This window comes from Agromyces litoreus, assembly GCF_040496015.1.
GTDB lineage: Bacteria > Actinomycetota > Actinomycetes > Actinomycetales > Microbacteriaceae > Agromyces > Agromyces litoreus.
Genome location: NZ_JBEPKA010000008.1, coordinates 120100 through 139414, shown reverse-complemented (window position 1 = coordinate 139414; position 19315 = coordinate 120100). Strand labels below are relative to the sequence as shown.

The window sequence follows — 19315 nt, the reverse complement described above, 5'->3', positions numbered from 1 at the left end:
GGCACGACCGCGATCTGGTTCACGCCGAGCTTCAAGAACAAGCCGGTGCAGGGCGAGGGCGCGAACGCCAGCGCCGGCTACCACGGGTACTGGATCACCGACTTCACGCAGATCGACCCGCACCTCGGCACCAACGCGGAGCTGGAGGCGCTGATCGACGAGGCCCACGCCAAGGGCATCAAGATCTACTTCGACATCATCACCAACCACACCGCCGACGTGATCTCGTACGCCGAGGGGCAGTACTCCTACGTCGACAAGGCGACGAGCCCGTACACGGATGCCGCAGGGCAGGAGTTCGACCCCAGCGCGATCGCCGGCAGCGCCGACTTCCCGGACCTCGACGCGGAGACGAGCTTCCCGTACACGCCGGTCATCGCGTCGGAGGAGGCGGACCTCAAGGTCCCCGCATGGCTGAACGACCCGACGGTCTACCACAACCGCGGTGACTCCACGTGGGAGGGCGAGTCCGTCACGTTCGGCGACTTCGTGGGCCTCGACGACCTCATGACCGAGGACCCGACCGTTGTCGACGGCTTCGTCGACGTGTACCAGGGGTGGGTCGACCTCGGCATCGACGGCTTCCGCATCGACACCGCGAAGCACGTGAACTTCGAGTTCTGGGAGACCTGGTCGACCGAGGTGCTCGACTACGCCCACGCCGCCGGCAAGCCCGACTTCTTCATGTTCGGCGAGGTCTACGACGCCGACCCGGCGAAGCTCTCGCCGTACGTGCGCGGCACCGACATGAACTCGGTGCTCGACTTCACCTTCCAGTCGCAGGCCGTCTCGTATGCCGCGGGCAACTCGGCGAAGAATCTCCAGTCGCTGTTCGCCGGCGACGACTACTACACGACGCCCGACACCTCCTCGACCGCCCTGCCGACCTTCCTCGGCAACCACGACATGGGACGCGTCGGCTACTTCCTCGCCTCGACCGGCGACGCGGTGCAGCGTGACGAGCTCGCGCACGAGCTCATGTTCCTCACGCGCGGCCAGCCGGTCGTGTACTACGGCGACGAGCAGGGCTTCGCCGGCACGGGCGGCGACAAGGACGCGCGCCAGACGCTCTTCGCCACGCAGGTCGCCGAGTACGCGAACCAGCCGCTCGTCACCGGCGAGACCCTCGGCAGCGTCGACCGGTACGACACCGCGGCGCCGCTGTACGGGCACATCGCGGCGCTGGCCGCGCTCCGCGACGCGCACCCGGCGCTCGACCAGGGCGCGCAGATCGAGCGCTACGTGGCCGACGGCGCGGGCGTCTACGCCTTCAGCCGCGTCGACCGCGACGAGAAGGTCGAGTACCTCGTCGCCGTCAACAACGCCGCGTCGGCCCAGGCGGTCGAGATCCCCACGCTCACCGCGGACGGCGCGTTCACGCCGCTCTACGGCGCGGACGGCCCCGCCGTCGTCGCGAACGCCGACGGGGTGCTCTCGGTCGAGGTCCCGGCGCTCGGCGCGATCGTCTGGACGGCCGACCGCGAGGTGACCGCTCCGGACGCGGCATCCGCGATCACCGTCGACGTGCCGGCGGCCGGCGCCGGCGTGACGGGCACGACGCCCGTCGGCGCCGACGTCGACGACGCCACCTGGCAGGAGACGAGCTTCGCCTGGCGCGTGGCGGGCTCCGACGAGTGGACGTCGCTCGGCACCGCCGAGGACACCACGCCGCGCGTCTTCCACGACACCGCGGGCCTTGCGAACGGCACGCTCCTCGAGTACCGCGCCGTGTCGACGGATGCCGCGGGCAACCGCGCCGCCGCGTCGACGTACGCGTCGGTCGGCAACGCCGTCTCGCTCGTCGTGGAGGAGGAGCCCGAGACCGAGATCGACCTGGTCACGATCCCCGGCAACCACAACTCCGAGATGGGGTGCGCGGGCGACTGGGCCCCGGGCTGCGAGATCGCGAAGCTGACCAAGCGCGCCGACGGCATCTACGCCGGCACGTTCGACATCCCCGCCGGCACCTACGAGTACAAGGTCGCGATCAACGGCAGTTGGGACCTCAACTACGGCGCGAACGGCGAGCAGAACGGGCCGAACGTCACGTACACGACCGAGGGCGGGCCGGTGACGTTCTACTTCGACCCGCGCACCAACGTGTTCTCGTCGAGCGCCGAGGGGCCGATCGTCACCCTGCCGGGCAACCTGCAGGACGAGCTCGGATGCCCGGGCGACTGGCAGCCGGGCTGCATGGTCACCTTCGCGCAGGACGGCGACAAGGACGGCGTCTACGAGTTCTCGACCGACCAGCTGCCCACCGGGAACTACGAGGTGAAGGTCGCCCACGGCCTCTCGTGGGATGAGAACTACGGTGCCGACGGCGTGCGGAACGGACCGAACATCACCTTCAGCGCGGTCTCCGGCAAGCTCGTGGAGTTCCGGTACACGCTCGCCACGCACGTCCTCGAGGTCGTCGTCGCGGACCCGCCGCTCGCCGGCACCGGCACGCAGCGCGCGTACTGGCTCGACGCCGACACGCTCGCCTGGCCGCCGTCGCTGCTCGGCGGCGCGGACCCCGCGGACCTGACCTGGACGCTCGAGCACGCGGCGGACGCCGGCCTCGCGGTCGCGGACGGCGCCGTCACCGGCGGCGGCGAGGCCGTCGCCCTCGAGGTCGACCCCGCGGGCATCGGCGAGGAGCTCGCGGCGACCTTCCCGCACCTCGCGGGCCACGTGGCGCTCCGGCCGGTCGGACTCGACCGCGCCGACGTCGCGTCGCTCGTGACCGAGGAGCTGCAGGTCGCCCAGCGCGACGGCGACGCGCTCACCGCGTTCACCGGCGTGCAGCTGCCCGGCGTGCTCGACGACCTCTACGCGGAGGCCCTCGTCGACGCTGAGCTCGGCACGTCGTGGAACGGCGACGAGCCGACCCTGACGGTGTGGGCGCCGACCGCGCGGTCGGTCTCGCTGCAGCTGTGGGACGGCGGATCCACCGCCGACGCGCAGGTGCTCCCGGCCGCCTTCGATGCCGCCACGGGCGCATGGTCCGTCGCGGACGAGGCGATCGAGCAGGGCAGCGAGTACCGCTGGCTCGTCGAGGTGTTCGCACCGACGACGGGGGCGATCGAGACCAACTCGGTGACCGACCCCTACTCAGCGGCGCTCACCGTGAACTCGACCCGCACGGTCGTCGTCGACCTCGACGACCCGGCGCTCGCGCCCGAGCTGTGGGCCGGCACGCCCGCCCCGTCGGTCGAGCGCTCGGTCGACCGGGCGATCTACGAGCTGCACGTGCGCGACTTCTCGATCACCGATGAGACGGTGCCCGAGGAGGAGCGCGGCACGTACCGTGCCTTCACGCGCGACAGTGCCGGCGCCGCGCAGCTGCGCGAACTCGCCGCGGCGGGCATCAACACGGTGCACCTGCTGCCGACGTTCGACATCGCGACCATCGAGGAGCGCCGCGACCAGCAGGCGACCCCCGACTGCGACCTCGAGTCGTTCGGTCCGGCGTCCGAGGAGCAGCAGGCCTGCATCGCCGCCATCCGCGACCTCGACGGATTCAACTGGGGGTACGACCCGTACCACTTCCAGGCCCCCGAGGGTTCGTACGCGGTCGACCCGGAGGGCGGTGCGCGCGTGTCCGAGTTCCGGGAGATGGTCGGCGCCCTGCACGCCACCGGCCTGCAGGTCGTGCTCGACGAGGTGTACAACCACACCGCCCAGTCCGGCCAGGGCGAGAAGTCGGTGCTCGACCGGCTCGTGCCCGGCTACTACCACCGCCTGAACGCGGTCGGCGGCGTCGAGACCTCGACCTGCTGCCAGAACGTGGCCACCGAGCACGAGGTCGCCGAGAAGCTCATGGTCGACTCGGTCGTCCTCTGGGCGAGCGAGTACAAGGTCGACGGCTTCCGCTTCGACCTGATGGGTCACCACTCGAAGGAGAACATGCTCGCGATCCGCGCGGCCCTCGACGAGCTCACGCTCGAGGAGGACGGCGTCGACGGATCGAAGGTGTTCCTCTACGGCGAGGGCTGGAACTTCGGCGAGGTCGCGGACAACGCGCAGTTCGAGCAGGCCAGCCAGGGCCAGCTCGGCGGCACCGGGATCGCGACGTTCAACGACCGGCTGCGCGACGGCGTGCACGGCGGCAGCCCGGTCGCCGGCGACTCGAAGTACGAGCAGGGCTTCGGCACCGGCCTCGCGGGCGAGCCGAACGGCCTGCCGGTGCGCGAGGGGATCCGCGACCTCGGCCAGCAGACCGACCTGGTGAAGGTGGGGCTCGCCGGCAACCTCCGCGGCATCGAGCTCGTCGGCTCCGACGGGGTGCTCAAGACGGGCGCCGAGGTGGACTACAACGGCTCGCCGGCCGGCTACGCCGACCAGCCCGACGAGGTCATCAACTACGTCGACGCGCACGACAACGAGACGCTCTTCGACCTCGGGGTGCTGAAGCTGCCGCAGGAGACGTCGATGGCCGACCGAATCCGGATGAACACGCTGTCGCTCGCGACCGCGACGTTCTCGCAGAGCCCGTCGTTCTGGCACGCCGGCACCGAGCTGCTCCGCTCGAAGTCGCTCGACCGGAACAGCTACAACTCGGGCGACTGGTTCAACCGGATCGACTGGACCGGCCAGGAGTCGACCTTCGGCTCGGGCCTGCCGATGGAGGCCGACAACGCGGACCACTGGCCCGTCATGGCCGAGCGGCTCGCCGACCCGGCGCTGGAGCCCACGGCGGAGGACATCGCGGCTGCCGAGGCGGCCGCGCTCGACCTGCTGCGCGTGCGCTCGAACGTGGGCCTGCTCCAGCTGGGTTCTGCGGACCTCATCGAGCAGAAGGTGTCGTTCCCGAACAGCGGGGCGGATGCCACGCCCGGCCTCATCGTGATGCTCATCGACGACCTCGTCGGCGACGACGTGGACCCGTCGCTCGAGGGCGCGCTGGTCGTGTTCAACGCGTCGCCCGAGGTGATCACGGAGCAGGTCGACGGCCTCGCCGGTCGCGACTTCAAGCTCGCCAAGGCGCTCCGCGACGGCGTCGACGAGGTCGTCAAGGAGACGAAGTGGAAGGCGAAGACCGGGACGCTGACGATCCCGGCGCGCACCGCGGCCGTGCTCGTGAGCGACCAGAAGAAGTCGGCCGCCGCGAGCGGCGCGGCCGCGGCGTCGCCGTCGGGCGTGCAGGCGGTGGCCGGCTCGCCGGCCGCCGGGCGGAGCCCGATCGTGCGACTCGATGCCGCGTCGGTGCAGGGCGGCACGACGCTCGCGATCACGGGCGCCGGGTTCCAGGAGGGCGAGCTCGTCCAGGCGTGGCTGCACTCGACGCCGCGCCTGCTCCAGGCCCGGTCCGCGGGGGCCGACGGGTCGGTCGTCTTCGAGGTGACCGTCCCGGCCGGCATCGAGACCGGCGCGCACCACGTGCGACTCGTCGGCGTCGAGTCCGGCACCGAGGCGGTCGCCGCGCTGACCGTGGCCGGTCCGCTCGGGCTCACCGGGCTGCAGCTCACCCTGGCGGGGCTGCTCGCCGCGGCGCTGCTCGCGGCCGGCGGCCTGCTCGTCGCACCCCGGTTGCGTCCGTCGCGACGCGACGGCTGATCCCGTCCGGGGCGGAGCCGGTGTGCGTCGCTCCGCCTCGGACGGCACCGGCTCCTCCGGGTCCCCACGGAGTCGAGTCGGACGACGATGCCCGGCGGCCCCAGGCCGCCGGGCATCTCGTGTGCTCGCGGGACGTCAGCCGCCGAAGCCGACCCCGCACGCCTCGTAGGCGCCGAAGATGATGGTGCCGTAGGCGTCGAAGATCTCGTCGATGCCCTGCCCGTCGGAACTCTTCCCCTCGTGGGGGTTGTTGGAGCCGATCGTGCCGCCCTGGCCGTTCGCGCCCTTCACGTGGATCGTGAAGCTCGCGGGGCCCCCGGCGCCGTAGTACTCGCCGAGGACGCACTCGGCGAGGTCGGGCGGGAGTTCGCCGGCCACCTCGTCGGCCACGACGATCGTGTACCAGGCCTGGGAGTTCGACGCTCCCGCGTTGCCCTTGTCCGAGCGGTTGGCGTTGTAGCACTCGTGCGCGTACGCGGCCATGCCGCTGCCGAGCGAGAGGGCGGCGGCGAGGCCTACGCCCGCGCCGACCTTCACCATGGTTCTCGAGAACATCCTTGCTCCCCTTCGATACGGGTTCGAGCACCCGCGATTCGGATGCCCGCTCCGACGATGCCCCCCGACGACCCGTCGAGCCTCAGGGTGCTCCCGTACCTTCGCGTCGAGCGACCCCCAGAAGGCGGGGCAGATCGCACGCTCGCCGTCACCCACGACCCGGCCGTGCGGGCGGACGACCACGCGGGGCCCGGGGGATGTCAGCTCGACGGCGTCTCGCGCGCGAGCAGGTCATGGCAGCGCTCGAGGCGCGCCAGCCACCACGCCGTGCGCTCCTCGTCGGCGGCGTGACGGTCGAGCAGGGCGGCGTCCGGCTCGACGCGGCGGACGGCGATCGAACCGTCGGCCGGGACCAGCGGATCGCGCGTGACGTCCGCCGCGAGCAGCGACGCGGTCCCCAACCCGCAGTCGTAGTCGAGGTCGGGCACCGCGGCCGCCAGGTGCGCTCCCATCGCGAGGCCGACGCTCGTGTCGAGCGCGCTCGAGACCACGATCGGCAACCCGGCCCGGCCGACGACGTCGAGCGCGCGACGGATGCCGCCGAGCGGCGCGGCCTTCACGACGAGGAGGTCGGCCGCGCCGGCCTCCGCCACGGCGAGCGGGTCGTGGGCCCGGCGCACGCTCTCGTCGGCGGCGATCGGGATGCCCATGTACTTCGTGCGATCGCGGATCTCCGCGAGCTCGTCGACCGTCGGGCACGGCTGCTCGACGTACTCCAGGTCGAACGGCGCGAGCTCGTGGATGGCGTGCTCGGCCTGGTCGAGGTTCCACCCGCCGTTCGCGTCGATGCGGATGCGCCCCTCCGGCCCCATCGCGCGGCGGACCGCGCCCACGCGCGCGACGTCCTGCGCGAGGGTGCCGTCGGGCGCGGCGACCTTCACCTTGGCGGTCCGGCACCCCGGGAACCGGTCGAGCACCGCCGCCACCGCATCGGCGTCGACCGCGGGCACCGTCGCATTCACCCGGATGCGGTCGCGGCGGGGTGCCGGCGGGGCGTGCCATCCGAAGTCGATGGCGGCGGCGAGCCAGGTCGACGCCTCCTCGTCGCCGTACTCGGCGAAGGGCGCGAACTCGGTCCAGCCCTCCGGACCCTCGACGAGCACGGCCTCGCGCACGTCGATGCCGCGGAACCGCGTGACCAGCGGCAGCGCCACGACCCGGGCGGTGGCGAGCACGTCGTGCAGGGGCGGCAGGGCGTCGGCGCTCATGCGACGAGTCTGCCACCGTCGGGCGGGCGCGGGTGGGGGCGACCTCGGAAGTAGGCTGGTGGGCATGGCGCACGAGGTGTCGGAACTGTTCGATCCGAGCGAATGGGTGGATGCCGCGGCATCCGTCGGCGGGCTCACCGACCTCACCTACCACCACTCCACCGACGGCCGGATCGCCCGGGTCGCGTTCGACCGGCCGGAGGTGCGCAACGCGTTCCGCCCGCACTCGGTCGACGAGCTGCACCGCGCGCTCGAGGACGCCCGCACGAACCCGCGCATCGGCGTCGTCCTGCTCACGGGCAACGGGCCGAGCCCGAAGGACGGCGGGTGGGCGTTCTGCTCGGGCGGCGACCAGCGCATCCGCGGTCGCGACGGCTACCAGTACTCCTCCGCCGAGGGCGAGGTGGTGCGCGACCCGGCCGCGGCGGCGGCGACCGGCCGACTGCACATCCTCGAGGTGCAGCGGCTCATCCGCTTCATGCCGAAGGTGGTCATCGCGGTCGTCCCGGGGTGGGCCGCCGGCGGCGGACACTCGCTGCACGTCGTGTGCGACCTCACGATCGCGAGCCGCGAGCACGGACGGTTCAAGCAGACGGATGCCGACGTCGGCAGCTTCGACGCCGGCTACGGCTCGGCCTACATGGCCCGCCAGGTCGGGCAGAAGTTCGCGCGCGAGGTGTTCTTCCTCGCGGAGGAGTACTCGGCGGATCGCGCGTACGAGATGGGCGCGGTGAACCGGGTCGTGCCGCACGCCGAGCTCGAGCGCGAGGCGATCGGGATGGCGCGGACCATCCTGACGAAGTCCCCGACGGCGATCCGGATGCTGAAGTTCGCGTTCAACGCGGTGGACGACGGACTCGTCGGGCAGCAGGTGTTCGCGGGCGAGGCGACCCGGCTCGCGTACGGCACCGATGAGGCCGTCGAGGGGCGCGACTCGTTCCTCGAGAAGCGCGCGGCCGACTGGGGCCCCTACCCGTGGCACTTCTGAGCGGCCCGCGCTGCCGCCGCGCGCGACACCGCCACGACAGGTTACGAGCGGGGCGATGAAGCCGCTGATCGCCGTGCCGGCCGGAGACCTCCCGCGGATGACGGCGCAGCTCCGCGAGGCGGTGCTCTTCGACGGGCCCGCGGTGCTCCCGATCCCCGGCGATGAGGAACCGGCAGATCCGGTCGCCTCGTTCGTGCCCGACGAAATCGCACTGGTCGTCGAGACGAGCGGGTCGACCGCCGCGCCCAAGCGGGTGGCGCTCTCGGCCGCGGCCCTGCGCGCGAGTGCCGGCGCGACCGCGCACTGGTTCGGCGGCGTGCACGGCCAGTGGCTGCTCGCCCTGCCCGCGACCTACATCGCCGGCGTGCAGGTGCTGGTGCGCTCGCTCGTCGCTGGGACCGAGCCCGCGGCCCTCGGCCCGGGCGGCTTCACGCCCGAGGCGTTCGTCGCCGCCGCCCGGACGCTCGATCCCGACCGGCAGTGGTTCACCTCGCTCGTCCCGGTGCAGCTCGCGCGCCTCGTCGACGCCGCCGAGGACGACCGTTCGGTGCGTGCCGCCCTCGGCTCCTTCGAGCGGATCCTGCTCGGCGGCCAGGCCGCGCCGGCCGGCCTCGTCCAGCAGGCGGCCGCCCTCGGGGCGCGGGTGCACCGCACCTACGGCTCCAGTGAGACGGCGGGCGGCTGCGTCTACGACGGGCGCCCCCTGCAGCGGGTCGAGGTGCGCACGGTCGACGGCGAGCTGCAGTTGGCCGGCCCGATGCTCGCCGAGGGGTACCTCGACGACCCCGTGCGGACCGAGCGCGCCTTCGTGATCGACGAGCAGGGCACGCGCTGGTACCGGACCGGGGACCTCGGCTCCGTCGACGCCGACGGGCGGGTGCGCGTCACCGGCCGGGTCGACGACGTGATGACCTCGGGCGGCGTCAAGGTCGTGCTCGGCGAGGTCGAGCGGGCCGTCCACCGCGTGGCGGGCTTCGGCGACGCGGTCGTGGTGGCCGTCGCCGATCCCGAGTGGGGCGAGCGGGCCGTCGTCGTGAGCGCGGGCGACGCGGCCCGGGCCGCGGATGCGCTCGGCGCGCTGCGCGCGGCCACGGATGCCGCCGGCCTGCCGCCCGCCGGGCGACCCGTCCGGGTCGTCGTGGTCGACGAGCTGCCGAGACTCCCCTCGGGCAAGCCCGACCGCGTCGCGGCCGCCGCGGCGGCGCGACGGGACTAGCGTCGCCGCGCCGAGCCGAGCGGGCGCCGACCCGTCTGCCGGTCCACGCGTACCCACCGCTCGGCTCGGATCGCCGAGCGATCGCATCGGTCCCGGGCATAGCATGTCGGGGTGGCACGCCCGAAGACCCCCCGCTCGTCCGCATCCACCCCGCCCGTGAAGCCCCGCACGCACGGGCGCTCCGGTGATCCAGCGCGGGCCGGCCGCGCGCCGGTCGCCCGCCGAGGGCCGGCGAGCCTCGGCGACTGGATCGCGGGGGCGCGCCCGCGGACCCTCCCGCTCGCGATCGCCCCGGTGGCGCTCGGCACGGGCGCGGGAGTCGTGCTCCTCGGGTACCTCGACGAGGCGTTCCACCCCTGGCGCGCGGTGCTCGCGCTGGTCGTCGCGCTGGCACTGCAGGTGGGCGTCAACTACGCCAACGACTACTCCGACGGGGTCCGCGGCACCGACGACCACCGAGTCGGGCCGGCGCGCCTCGTGGGCTCCGGCGCGGCGAGCCCGCGCGCGGTGCTCACGGCGGCGCTCGTGTCGTTCGGCGTCGCCGCGGCGGCCGGACTCGCGCTCGTCGTCCTCACGATGCAGTGGTGGCTGCTCGCGCTCGGCGCCGTGGCGATCGTCGCGGCCTGGTTCTACACGGGGGGTCGGCGGCCGTACGGCTACGCGGGGCTCGGCGAGCTCGTGGTGTTCGTCTTCTTCGGGCTCGTCGCGACGGCCGGGTCGACCTACGTGCAGGCGATCGACGTGAACCTCGAGTCGTGGACCGGTGGAGCGGGAGTGGGTCTCATCGCGGCCGCCGTCCTCATGGCGAACAACCTCCGCGACGTCGACCAGGACCGCGCCGCAGGCAAGCGCACGCTCGCCGTGCTCGTCGGTGCTCGGGTCGGCCGGGCGCTGTTCGCCCTCTTCATGCTCGCACCGTTCGTCGTCGTCGTCTTCTGGGCGCTGCTGTACCCGCCGGCGTGGCTGGTGCTCTTCGCGCTGCTCGCCGCCGTCCCGGCGTGCGTCATCGTCATCTGGGCGCGCACGCCGCGCGAGCTCATCACGGCGCTGCAGCTGGCGAGCCTCACCGCGCTCGCCTACGGCGTCGGGCTGGGGCTCGCGTTCGCATTCTGACCGCGGCCGCGAGCTCGCGAGCTACTCGGCCGGTCGCGGCCGCTCGGTGCGCTGCTCGGCCCGGTCGATCGCGGCGTCCTCGGCCTCGTCGTCGATGGTCGCCGGTGCCTGGGCCCGATGCCGGGCGGCGTACAGGTCGCTCGCGAGCTCCTCGCGCTGTCGCCGCAGGAAGATGAGCGAGGCGCTGAACCCGAACAGTGCGGCGACCAGCACCGAGATCCACGGCGTCACGCCTGCGATGAGGAGGATCGCCAGCGGGGCGACGAACAGCAGCACGCGCAGCAGCGTGTAGCGGAGCCAGGCGGGGAGCGCGTTCACCCGTTCAGTGTAGGCAGCCGAGTCTGGGTGCCTGCTCCCAGCCGAACGTGATGCGACGCGCCTAGAATCGGGAACATGGTCCGCCTCTGGTTGATCGCCGGTGTCGCCGCCGTGGTCTACATGGTCTACGCGGCCGTCGACTGCGCGTTGCTCGATCGCACGCGCATCCGCGGACTGGCTCGCGGCTGGTGGATCCTCGTGATCCTCTTCGTGCCCATCATCGGCGCCACGCTCTGGTTCATCGTCGGCCGGGGCCGTGCGCCGCGGGTCGGCCGGGTCGGCCGGCGCAGCAACGCGCCCGACGACGATCCCGAGTTCCTCAGCCGCCTCCGCGCCGACGCCGAGCACCAGGAGCGCATCCGCCGGCTGGAGCAGGAGCTCGAGCAACTCGACCACGAACTCGACGGCGACGCGACCGGCCCCCGCGGCGACGACGCCCTCGGCACCGACCGTCGCCGCAACGACGGCACGGACAGCCCGGGCGACGCCGGACCCTCCGGTCGGCCGAATGCGTGACGCGCATCGCGTCGCGAGTCCTGCCACCGTCTCCGCCCTCGCGCTGCTCGAGGAGTTCGTCCGCGCGGGCGTGACCGATCTCGTCGTCGCGCCCGGCTCGCGCTCGCAGGCGCTCGCGCTCGCCGCGGCGGAACTCGAGCGCATCGGCGCCGTCCGCCTGCACGTGCGGATCGACGAGCGCGGCGCCGGGTTCCTCGCGATCGGCCTGGCCGTCGAGACGGGGCGGCCCGCGGTCGTGATCACCACCTCGGGCACGGCGGTCGCGAACCTGCACCCGGCCGTGCTCGAGGCGCACCACTCGGGCGTGCCGCTCGTGCTCGCGACCGCCGACCGGCCGGTCGAGCTCCGCGGCATCCGGTCGAACCAGACCACCGTGCAGCCGGGCATGTTCGCGGGCGCGCTCCGCCTCGAGCGGGACGTGCCCGCCCCGTCGGGCGAGCCCGGAGCGTCCGAGGCCGCGGCACGCCTGGCGCGCGAGGCCGTGCGCGCGGCGCTCGGAACCGACGACGACGGGCTGCTCGTCGCGCACCCCGGCCCCGGGCCGGTGCACCTGAACCTGCAGTACCGCGAGCCGCTCTCCTCCCCGGTCGAGCTCGAAGCGGCGCCCGCGGCGGAGGAGCGCACGCAGGGCGCGCGAGCGCCGGCGGATGTCCCATCGGTGACCGCCGCGGCGCGATCCGCCGGGCACGTCGCGCGCCTTGAGCACGGGCCGCTCACGATCGTGATCGCCGGTGCGGACGCCGGCGAGGAGGCCGAGGAACTCGCGCGCGCGGGCGGCTGGCCGCTCATCGCGGAGGTCACGAGCGGAGCGCGGTTCGGACCGAACCTCGTCGCCGGATACCGCGAGCTGCTGCGCGAGCCGGGCTTCGGCGACCGGGTCGAGCGGGCCGTCGTGTTCGGCCATCCGACCCTCTCGCGCGAGGTGCCGGCGCTCGTGCAGCGCGACGACGTCGAGGCGATCGTGGTCGCGCCGTGGGGGATCGAGTGGTTCGACCCCGGGCACGGCGTCGACCGTTTCGAGCGCGCCGTCTCGGTCGACGCCCACGAGCCGACCGAGGAGGAGCGCGCGTGGACGGGGCGGTGGGTGCGTGCGGGCCGCATGCTCCTCGAGGATCCCGACGACGGGGGAGGCGGGGTGCGCAGCGGCGTCGACGAGACCGGCCACGTCAGCGACTACGCCGCGCAGCGGGCCTACCTGAAGGACCAGCTCGCCAGGATCCGCCGTCCCGTCGACCGGAGGATGCTCGTCGACGCGCTGTGGTCGGCGACCTGGCCGCACGATCGGCTCGTCCTCGGCGCTTCCCGGCTGATCCGCGACGCCGACCGGAGCGTCCCGGGCCGGCGCATCCGGGTGCACGCCAATCGCGGCCTCGCGGGCATCGACGGCACGGTGGCGACGGCGGTGGGCATCGCGATCGCCAGCCAGTCGCCCGAGCCCGGCCGGGAGGACCCGGCCGCGCCGGCGACCGGGACGACCCGGGCGCTCATCGGCGACCTCACGCTCCTGCACGACGTCGGCTCCCTGCTGCTCGGAGCCGGGGAGGCGCGCCCCCGGGTCCTCGTCGTCGTCGGCAACGACGGCGGCGGCACGATCTTCGACGCGCTCGAGGTGGCGGCCTCCGCGCCGGCCGACGCGTTCGACCGAGTGCAGTACACGCCGCAGGCCGTCGACCTCGCCGCGCTGGCGCAGGCCTACGGCTGGGAGCACCGACGGGCGACGACCCGCGGTGAGCTCGACGAGGCCCTCGGCACGGCCGTGACCGGTCCGACCCTGCTCGAGGTCCCGCTCGCACGGTGAGGGCTCGGGCCGCGACCCCTTGCCCTGACGTCCGCCGCCCCCCGATGATGGGGAGGCGCCGCGGCGGACGCGGTCACGAGGGGAGCGACGTGGGACTGGAGACGTACTGGAAGAGCGATCCGTCGGACGTGCTGCGGGTGCGGCAGGGCTTCCTGCTGGCCGACGTCGACACGGGTTCCACGCCTGGGTTCGAGGGCGGCAAGAAGGAAGGGAAGTCGTCGCTGAAGGCCGGCTCCGACATCATCGCCGACCTCCAGGAGCAGCTCTTCGCAGGCCACCAGATGGGCGATGACCCGCGGCGCATCCTCTTGGTGCTGCAGGCGATGGACACCGCGGGCAAGGGCGGCATCGTCAAGCACGTCATGAGCGCGGTCGACCCGCAGGGCGTGGAGCTCGCCACGTTCAAGAAGCCGACGGAGGAGGAGCTCGAGCACGACTTCCTGTGGCGCATCCGCAAGCGCGTGCCCGACGCGGGGATGATCGGCGTGTTCGACCGCTCGCACTACGAGGACGTGCTCATCGCACGCGTACGGGAGCTCGCGCCACCGGAGGAGATCGAACGCCGCTACGAGGCCATCAACGAGTTCGAGGCCGAGCTCGCGGCATCCGGTACGACGATCATCAAGGTCATGCTGCACATCTCGATGGACGAGCAGCGGAAGCGGCTCTTCAAGCGGCTGAACCGTCGCGACAAGCACTGGAAGTTCAACCCCGGTGACATCGACGAGCGGCTGCTCGCGCCGAAGTACCGTGAGTCGTACCAGATCGCGATCGAACGGACGACGACCCCGCACGCCCCCTGGTATGTGGTGCCGGCGGACCACAAGTGGTACGCCAGGCTGGCCGTGCAGCACCTGCTCATCGAGGCGCTGGAGTCGATGCACCTCGACTGGCCGCTGGCCGACTACGACATCGAGGCGCAGAAGGCCCGACTGGTCACGGGCTGAGCCCGGGCTACGGAACCGGCGGGGAGGGCGGCGGGGCGCCGAAGGCCTCGACGATCGGGCGGAACTTCATGTCGGTCTCCGCGAGTTCGTCGGCGGGCACCGAGTCGTGCACGATGCCGCAGCCCGCGTATGCGCGCACGGTGCCGTCGGGATCGACCTGCGCGCAGCGCAGCGCGATCGCCCACTCGCCGTCGCCGTCGGCGTCGACCCAGCCGACGGGACCGGCGTAGCGCCCGCGGTCGAAGCCCTCGAGCTCGGCGATGTCGGACAGCGCCGTGGCGCGGGGCGTGCCCGCGACCGCAGCCGTGGGGTGCACGGCGCGCACGAGGTCGAGCGAGCTCGAGCCGTCGCCGAGCGTGCCCTTCAGGTCGGTCGCGAGGTGCCAGAGGTTGGGCAGCTGCAGGGTGAACGGCTCGGGGCTGGCGTCGAGCCGGGCCGTGTGCGGGGCGAGGGTGGCCACCGCGCTCTCGACCGCGAGCGCGTGCTCGGCGAGGTCCTTGTGCGAGCTCGCGAGCGCCGCGGCGCGCTCCCGGTCGGTTGCCGCGTCGACGCCGCGCGAGGTCGTGCCGGCGAGGACGCGGGCGGAGACCGTCCCGTGGTCGACGCGCACGAGCGTCTCGGGACTCGCGCCGATCAGGCCGTCGACGGCGAAGACCCACGTGTCGGGGTAGTCGTCCGCGAGTTTCGCGAGGGCCGCGCGCAGTCCGGCGTCCTCGTGCAGCGTGCCCACGATCTCGCGCGCGAGCACGACCTTCTCGACCCGGCCGTCGTCGATCCGGCGCACGGCCTCGGCGACCGCGGCCGTGTAGGCCTCGGGCGGGAGCGCACCGGGGGTGAAGCGCACGCGCGGCACGTCGCGCTTGGGCGCGGGGGCGGGCAGCTCGACCGGCTCCGGCGCGGCATCGGCGCCGAGCCCGTCCATCCGCTCGATGCGCGTCACCCAGGCCCTGCCGTCGCGGCGGCCCATGACGATCTCGGGGACGACCAGCACGCTCGTCGCGGCCGACTCGTCGGCGAAGGCGACCGCGCCGAACGCGATCAGGCCGCTGCCCGGAAGGCCCACGCGGTCGTCGACGTCGGCCGTCGCGGCGACCCGGCGCCAGGCGCGGGCGGCGTCCGCGATGCGCGCCGGGCCCCGGGTCTCGATCCGCAGCGCCTCGCCGAGTCCGATGACGCCCTCGCCGCGGCGCATCCACAGCAGTGGATGCCTCGGGTCGAGGCGCGGCACGAGCGGCGCGGTCTCGTCGACCGCGACGGTGCGGACGCGCAACCTCGTGTCGGCGGCGGGAGGCGCCGCGGCATCCGTTCGCGTCACCGGACCAGCCTACGCCGGGCGTCGGCGGACACGATCACGCGCCGACGGGTCAGGAGGAGACGACCTCGACGCCGCGCCAGAACGCCACGTGCCGGGCGATGTCGGCCGCCTGCGCCGACGGGGTCTCGTAGGTCCAGGCCGCGTTCGGGTTGCGCTGGCCGTCGACCTCGAGGTGGAAGTAGTTGGCCGTGCCCTTCCAGGGGCACACGCTCCGGTTCTCGCTCGCGGCATAGAACTCCGGGCGGATGGCCTCGCGCGGGAAGTAGTGGTTGCCCTCGACCACCACCGTGTCGTCGGACTCCGCGATGACCGTGCCGTTCCAGATCGCCTTCATGCCGTGCCGTTCCTTCCTCGAGCGGATGCCGCATCGGCATCCATCAGTCCATCCAACGTGGATCGACGGTGATTCCATCCCGATGCATGGAAACTCTCAGGTTCGCGCCGAGGCCCGCTCGGGGAGCCGGCCCGCCGCGGCCGACCGTAGACTCGCTGGCATGACCCGCGCAGACCTCGGCAAGGACCCCCGCGACGTCTCGGCGATGTTCGACCGGGTCGCCACGCGCTACGACCGCACGAACGCGGTGCTCTCGGTCGGCAACGCGGCCCTGTGGCGGGTCGCCACCACGAAGGCCGTCGCCCCCGCCCCCGGCGAGCGGATCCTCGACGTCGCCGCGGGCACGGGCACCTCGAGCGCGAGCCTCGCGAAGTCCGGCGCGAGCGTCGTCGCCGCCGACTTCTCGCCCGGCATGATCGAGGTCGGCCGCCGCAGGCAGGCCCACGTTCCGAACATCGTGTTCGTCGAGGCCGATGCGATGGCGCTGCCGTTCGGCGACGAGGAGTTCGACGCCGTCACGATCTCGTTCGGACTCCGCAACGTGCGCGAGCCGAAGGTCGCGCTCGCCGAATTCCTCCGCGTGACGAAGCCCGGCGGCCGGTTGGTGATCTGCGAGTTCTCGCACCCGCCCGCCGGCATCGTGCGCGCCGGCTACGACTTCTACCAGCGCTACGTGATGCCGCCGCTCGTGAAGCTCTCCAGTTCGAACGACGACGCGTACGAGTACCTCAACGAGTCGATCAACGCGTGGCCCGACCAGCCGACGCTCGCCGGCTGGATCCGCGAGGCCGGATGGTCCGACGTCGCGTACCGGAACCTCACCGCCGGCATCGTCGCGCTGCACCGGGCGCGCAAGCCGATCGCCGCCGTGGACAGGTGAGCCGGCCACGCTCGACAAGCTCGCAGCATCCGCTCGGCTCGCTCTCGGTAGGCTGGGCGACGTGAATCCGAGCCATCCGGTCCGCCGCGCCTCCTCGCTGGCGGCCAATCTCGGCCTCAGCGAGCGCGTCTTCGCCTCCTCGGCCGATCGGGCGATGGCGCGGGCCATCGACGAGGGCCTCGAGCGCGTCGAGTCGGGCCTCGTCGACCAGGTCCGCTTCGCGGACACCATCGCGGACGTCACGAGCCGGTACCTGCTCGAGGCGGGCGGGAAGCGCGTGCGACCGATGCTCACGCTGCTCACCGCGCAGCTCGGCGACGGCACCGTCGACGACGTCGTGAGCGCGGCGATGGCGATCGAGATCACGCACCTCGGGTCGCTCTACCACGACGACGTGATGGACGAGTCGGAGCGCCGTCGTGGCGTGCCGAGCGCGCAGACCGTGTGGGGCAACTCGGTCGCGATCCTCACCGGCGACCTGCTCTTCGCCCGTGCCAGCCAGCTCATGGCGCAGCTCGGCGAGCGCGCCATCCGCATGCAGGCCGACACCTTCGAACGGCTCGTGCTCGGTCAGCTCAACGAGACCGTCGGACCGGATCCCGACGAGGACCCGATCGAGCACTACATCCAGGTGCTCGCCGACAAGACCGGCTCGCTCATCGCGGCCGCCGCGCAGTCGGGCATCATCTTCTCCAACGCCGATCCCGCCCTCGAGGCGCCGATCGTCGAGTTCGGCGAGAAGATCGGCGTCGCGTTCCAGCTCATCGACGACGTCATCGACCTCTCGCCGCAGCCGGAGGAGACCGGCAAGGTCCCCGGCACCGACCTGCGCGCCGGGGTCGTGACGCTGCCGCTGCTGCGACTCGAGGAACTGGCGAAGACGGATGCCGGCTCGGCCGACCTGCTCGCGCGGATCCGTCGCGACGTGCTCCCGGCCGACGCCGAGGAGGCCCGCGACCCGATGGACACCAACACGCTCGCGTCGCGCGTCGTGCCCTCGCGGGCGACGGTCGACGCGCTGGTCGCCGAGCTGCGCGACCACGAGGCGACGCGCTCGACCCTCGCGGAGGCCCACCGATGGGCGCGCGAGGCGGTCGTCGCGCTCGCGCCGCTGCCCGAGGGCAGCGTGAAGAAGGCGCTCACGCGCTTCGCCGACACGATCGTCGAGCGCTCGAGCTGACGACAGGGAGGACAGGACTGGTGACGAGGAACAAGCTGCGGCTGGCCATCGTCGGTGCGGGTCCCGCCGGCATCTACGCCGCGGACATCCTGCTGAAGTCGGAGCGCCACTTCGACGTGTCGATCGACCTGTTCGACCACCTTCCCGCCCCGTACGGGCTGGTCCGCTACGGCGTCGCGCCGGATCACCCGCGCATCAAGGGCATCATCACGGCGCTCCGCGAGGTGCTCGATCGGGGCGACATCCGCATCTTCGGCAACGTCCGATTCGGCGAGGACATCGCGCTCGACGACCTGAAGAAGCACTACCACGCGGTGATCTTCGCGACGGGGGCCGTGAAGGACGCCGACCTCAACATCCCCGGCGTCGAGCTCGAGGGCTCGTACGGCGCGGCGGACTTCGTCAGCTGGTACGACGGGCACCCCGACTACCCGCGCGAGTGGCCGCTCGACGCGCAGTCCGTCGGCGTCATCGGCAACGGCAACGTCGCGCTCGACGCGGCGCGCATGCTCGCGAAGCACGCCGAGGACCTGCTGCCCACCGAGATCCCGGCGAACGTCTACGCGGGACTCAAGGCCTCGCCCGTCACCGACGTGCACGTGTTCGGCCGTCGCGGCCCGACCTCGGTGAAGTTCACGCCGCTCGAGCTGCGCGAACTCGGCGAGCTGCGCGACGTCGACATGATCGTCCACGACGAGGACTTCGACTACGACGACGCCGCGCGCGCCGCCGTCGCGGGCAACAAGCAGGTCTTCGTGATCGACAAGGTGCTGCAGCAGTGGCGCGCGCGCGAGACCGGACAGGCGTCGCGCCGGCTCCACCTGCACTTCTTCGCCAAGCCCGTCGAGGTCGTCGACGACGGCACCGGACGCGTCGGCGCGCTCCGCTACGAGCGCACGGCGCCTGACGGCGAGGGCGGGGTCGTGGGCACCGGCGAGATGCGCGAGATCCCGATCCAGGCGCTCTACCGAGCCGTCGGCTACTTCGGCTCGCCGCTACCGGGGATCCCCTTCGACAAGAAGTTCGGCGTCATCCCGAACCACGAGGGTCAGGTCCTGATCCGCGACAAGGAGACCGGACAGTCGCGCCAGATGTACGGCGTCTACTGCACCGGATGGATCAAGCGCGGCCCCGTCGGCCTCATCGGCCACACGAAGTCCGACGCGATGGAGACGATCAAGCACCTCATCAACGACCTCGGCAACTGGTGGCGGCCCGAGTCGCCGTCGGAGGCCTCGGTCGTCGAGCTGCTCGAGGCCCGGGGCATCCAGTGGACCGACCTCGACGGATGGCACCGCCTCGACGAGCACGAGCTGGCCCTCGGTTCGGCCGAGGAGCGCACGCGCATCAAGGTCGTGCCGCGCGACGAGATGGTGTCGATCTCGCGGGGCGAGGTCTAGGGGCGG

General features: G+C 72.8%; 15 protein-coding genes. 10 read left to right on the top strand and 5 right to left on the bottom strand.

What is annotated here, in order from left to right; all coding sequences use genetic code 11:
- The coding region (gene pulA, locus ABME01_RS08350; RefSeq protein WP_353827929.1) for a pullulanase-type alpha-1,6-glucosidase at positions 1-5541 on the top strand (5541 nt) is incomplete at its 5' end.
- A gap of 135 nt (positions 5542-5676) precedes the next feature.
- On the opposite strand, the gene ABME01_RS08345 is transcribed toward pulA, so the two are convergent.
- Together ABME01_RS08345 and ABME01_RS08340 are read right to left on the bottom strand one after the other, a co-directional pair.
- A complete protein-coding gene (locus ABME01_RS08345; RefSeq protein ID WP_353827928.1) occupies positions 5677-6096 on the bottom strand; it encodes a hypothetical protein in 420 nt (139 codons plus the stop codon).
- Positions 6097-6296: 200 nt separating this feature from the next.
- The gene (locus tag ABME01_RS08340; protein WP_353827927.1) at positions 6297-7304 is read right to left on the bottom strand and encodes an o-succinylbenzoate synthase; all 1008 of its coding nucleotides are present in this window, start codon (positions 7302-7304) and stop codon (positions 6297-6299) included.
- 64 nt (positions 7305-7368) lie between these two features.
- Between ABME01_RS08340 and ABME01_RS08335 the strand changes: the two genes are divergently transcribed.
- The 3 genes from ABME01_RS08335 (at position 7369) to ABME01_RS08325 (ending at position 10621) form a co-directional block, all read left to right on the top strand.
- Positions 7369-8292: a 1,4-dihydroxy-2-naphthoyl-CoA synthase gene (locus tag ABME01_RS08335; RefSeq protein WP_353827926.1), complete on the top strand. Its 924-nt coding sequence runs from the start codon at positions 7369-7371 to the stop codon at positions 8290-8292.
- A 55-nt stretch (positions 8293-8347) separates the two neighbouring features.
- The gene (locus ABME01_RS08330; RefSeq protein WP_353827925.1) at positions 8348-9508 is read left to right on the top strand and encodes an AMP-binding protein; all 1161 of its coding nucleotides are present in this window, start codon (positions 8348-8350) and stop codon (positions 9506-9508) included.
- A 111-nt stretch (positions 9509-9619) separates the two neighbouring features.
- Entirely contained in the window at positions 9620-10621 is a 1002-nt protein-coding gene (locus tag ABME01_RS08325) for a 1,4-dihydroxy-2-naphthoate polyprenyltransferase (RefSeq protein WP_353827924.1), read from the top strand.
- A gap of 21 nt (positions 10622-10642) precedes the next feature.
- Here ABME01_RS08325 and ABME01_RS08320 read toward each other — a convergent pair whose 3' ends face one another.
- Positions 10643-10939: a DUF4229 domain-containing protein gene (locus ABME01_RS08320; protein WP_353827923.1), complete on the bottom strand. Its 297-nt coding sequence runs from the start codon at positions 10937-10939 to the stop codon at positions 10643-10645.
- A gap of 75 nt (positions 10940-11014) precedes the next feature.
- On the opposite strand from ABME01_RS08320, the gene ABME01_RS08315 reads away from it, so the two are divergent.
- The 3 genes from ABME01_RS08315 to ABME01_RS08305 all read left to right on the top strand — a co-directional run bounded on the left by ABME01_RS08315 (position 11015) and on the right by ABME01_RS08305 (position 14200).
- On the top strand, positions 11015-11455 hold the full coding sequence (locus ABME01_RS08315; protein WP_353827922.1) for a PLD nuclease N-terminal domain-containing protein: 441 nt from the start codon (positions 11015-11017) through the stop codon (positions 11453-11455).
- Positions 11448-13253: a 2-succinyl-5-enolpyruvyl-6-hydroxy-3-cyclohexene-1-carboxylic-acid synthase gene (gene menD / locus ABME01_RS08310; protein WP_353827921.1), complete on the top strand. Its 1806-nt coding sequence runs from the start codon at positions 11448-11450 to the stop codon at positions 13251-13253. The genes ABME01_RS08315 and menD overlap by 8 nt, the downstream gene beginning before the upstream one ends.
- 89 nt (positions 13254-13342) lie before the next feature.
- Positions 13343-14200 carry a polyphosphate kinase 2 family protein gene (locus tag ABME01_RS08305; protein ID WP_353827920.1) on the top strand — a complete coding sequence of 286 codons (858 nt, stop codon included), beginning with the start codon at positions 13343-13345 and terminating at the stop codon, positions 14198-14200.
- Positions 14201-14207: 7 nt separating this feature from the next.
- On the opposite strand, the gene ABME01_RS08300 is transcribed toward ABME01_RS08305, so the two are convergent.
- Complete coding sequence (locus ABME01_RS08300) at positions 14208-15515, bottom strand: isochorismate synthase (RefSeq protein WP_353827919.1); 1308 nt, start codon at positions 15513-15515, stop codon at positions 14208-14210.
- Between the two features lie 49 nt (positions 15516-15564).
- Positions 15565-15849: a DUF427 domain-containing protein gene (locus tag ABME01_RS08295; protein WP_353827918.1), complete on the bottom strand. Its 285-nt coding sequence runs from the start codon at positions 15847-15849 to the stop codon at positions 15565-15567.
- Positions 15850-16009: 160 nt separating this feature from the next.
- Between ABME01_RS08295 and ABME01_RS08290 the strand changes: the two genes are divergently transcribed.
- From ABME01_RS08290 to ABME01_RS08280, 3 genes are all read left to right on the top strand, one after another.
- Positions 16010-16729, top strand: coding sequence for a class I SAM-dependent methyltransferase (locus ABME01_RS08290; protein ID WP_353827917.1), 720 nt, complete (start codon positions 16010-16012; stop codon positions 16727-16729).
- Between the two features lie 61 nt (positions 16730-16790).
- Entirely contained in the window at positions 16791-17909 is a 1119-nt protein-coding gene (locus ABME01_RS08285; protein WP_353827916.1) for a polyprenyl synthetase family protein, read from the top strand.
- 20 nt (positions 17910-17929) lie between these two features.
- On the top strand, positions 17930-19309 hold the full coding sequence (locus ABME01_RS08280) for an FAD-dependent oxidoreductase (RefSeq protein ID WP_353827915.1): 1380 nt from the start codon (positions 17930-17932) through the stop codon (positions 19307-19309).
- The last annotated feature ends 6 nt before the right edge of the window (positions 19310-19315 follow it).

Coding starts and splice junctions, on each gene's coding strand:
- ABME01_RS08340 (WP_353827927.1), bottom strand. CDS start 7,304: ATGAGCGCCGACGCCCTGCCGCCCCTGCACGACGTGCTCGCCACCGCC.
- ABME01_RS08330 (WP_353827925.1), top strand. CDS start 8,348: ATGAAGCCGCTGATCGCCGTGCCGGCCGGAGACCTCCCGCGGATGACG.
- menD (WP_353827921.1), top strand. CDS start 11,448: ATGCGTGACGCGCATCGCGTCGCGAGTCCTGCCACCGTCTCCGCCCTC.
- ABME01_RS08315 (WP_353827922.1), top strand. CDS start 11,015: ATGGTCCGCCTCTGGTTGATCGCCGGTGTCGCCGCCGTGGTCTACATG.
- ABME01_RS08335 (WP_353827926.1), top strand. CDS start 7,369: ATGGCGCACGAGGTGTCGGAACTGTTCGATCCGAGCGAATGGGTGGAT.
- ABME01_RS08290 (WP_353827917.1), top strand. CDS start 16,010: ATGACCCGCGCAGACCTCGGCAAGGACCCCCGCGACGTCTCGGCGATG.
- ABME01_RS08295 (WP_353827918.1), bottom strand. CDS start 15,849: ATGAAGGCGATCTGGAACGGCACGGTCATCGCGGAGTCCGACGACACG.
- ABME01_RS08345 (WP_353827928.1), bottom strand. CDS start 6,096: ATGTTCTCGAGAACCATGGTGAAGGTCGGCGCGGGCGTAGGCCTCGCC.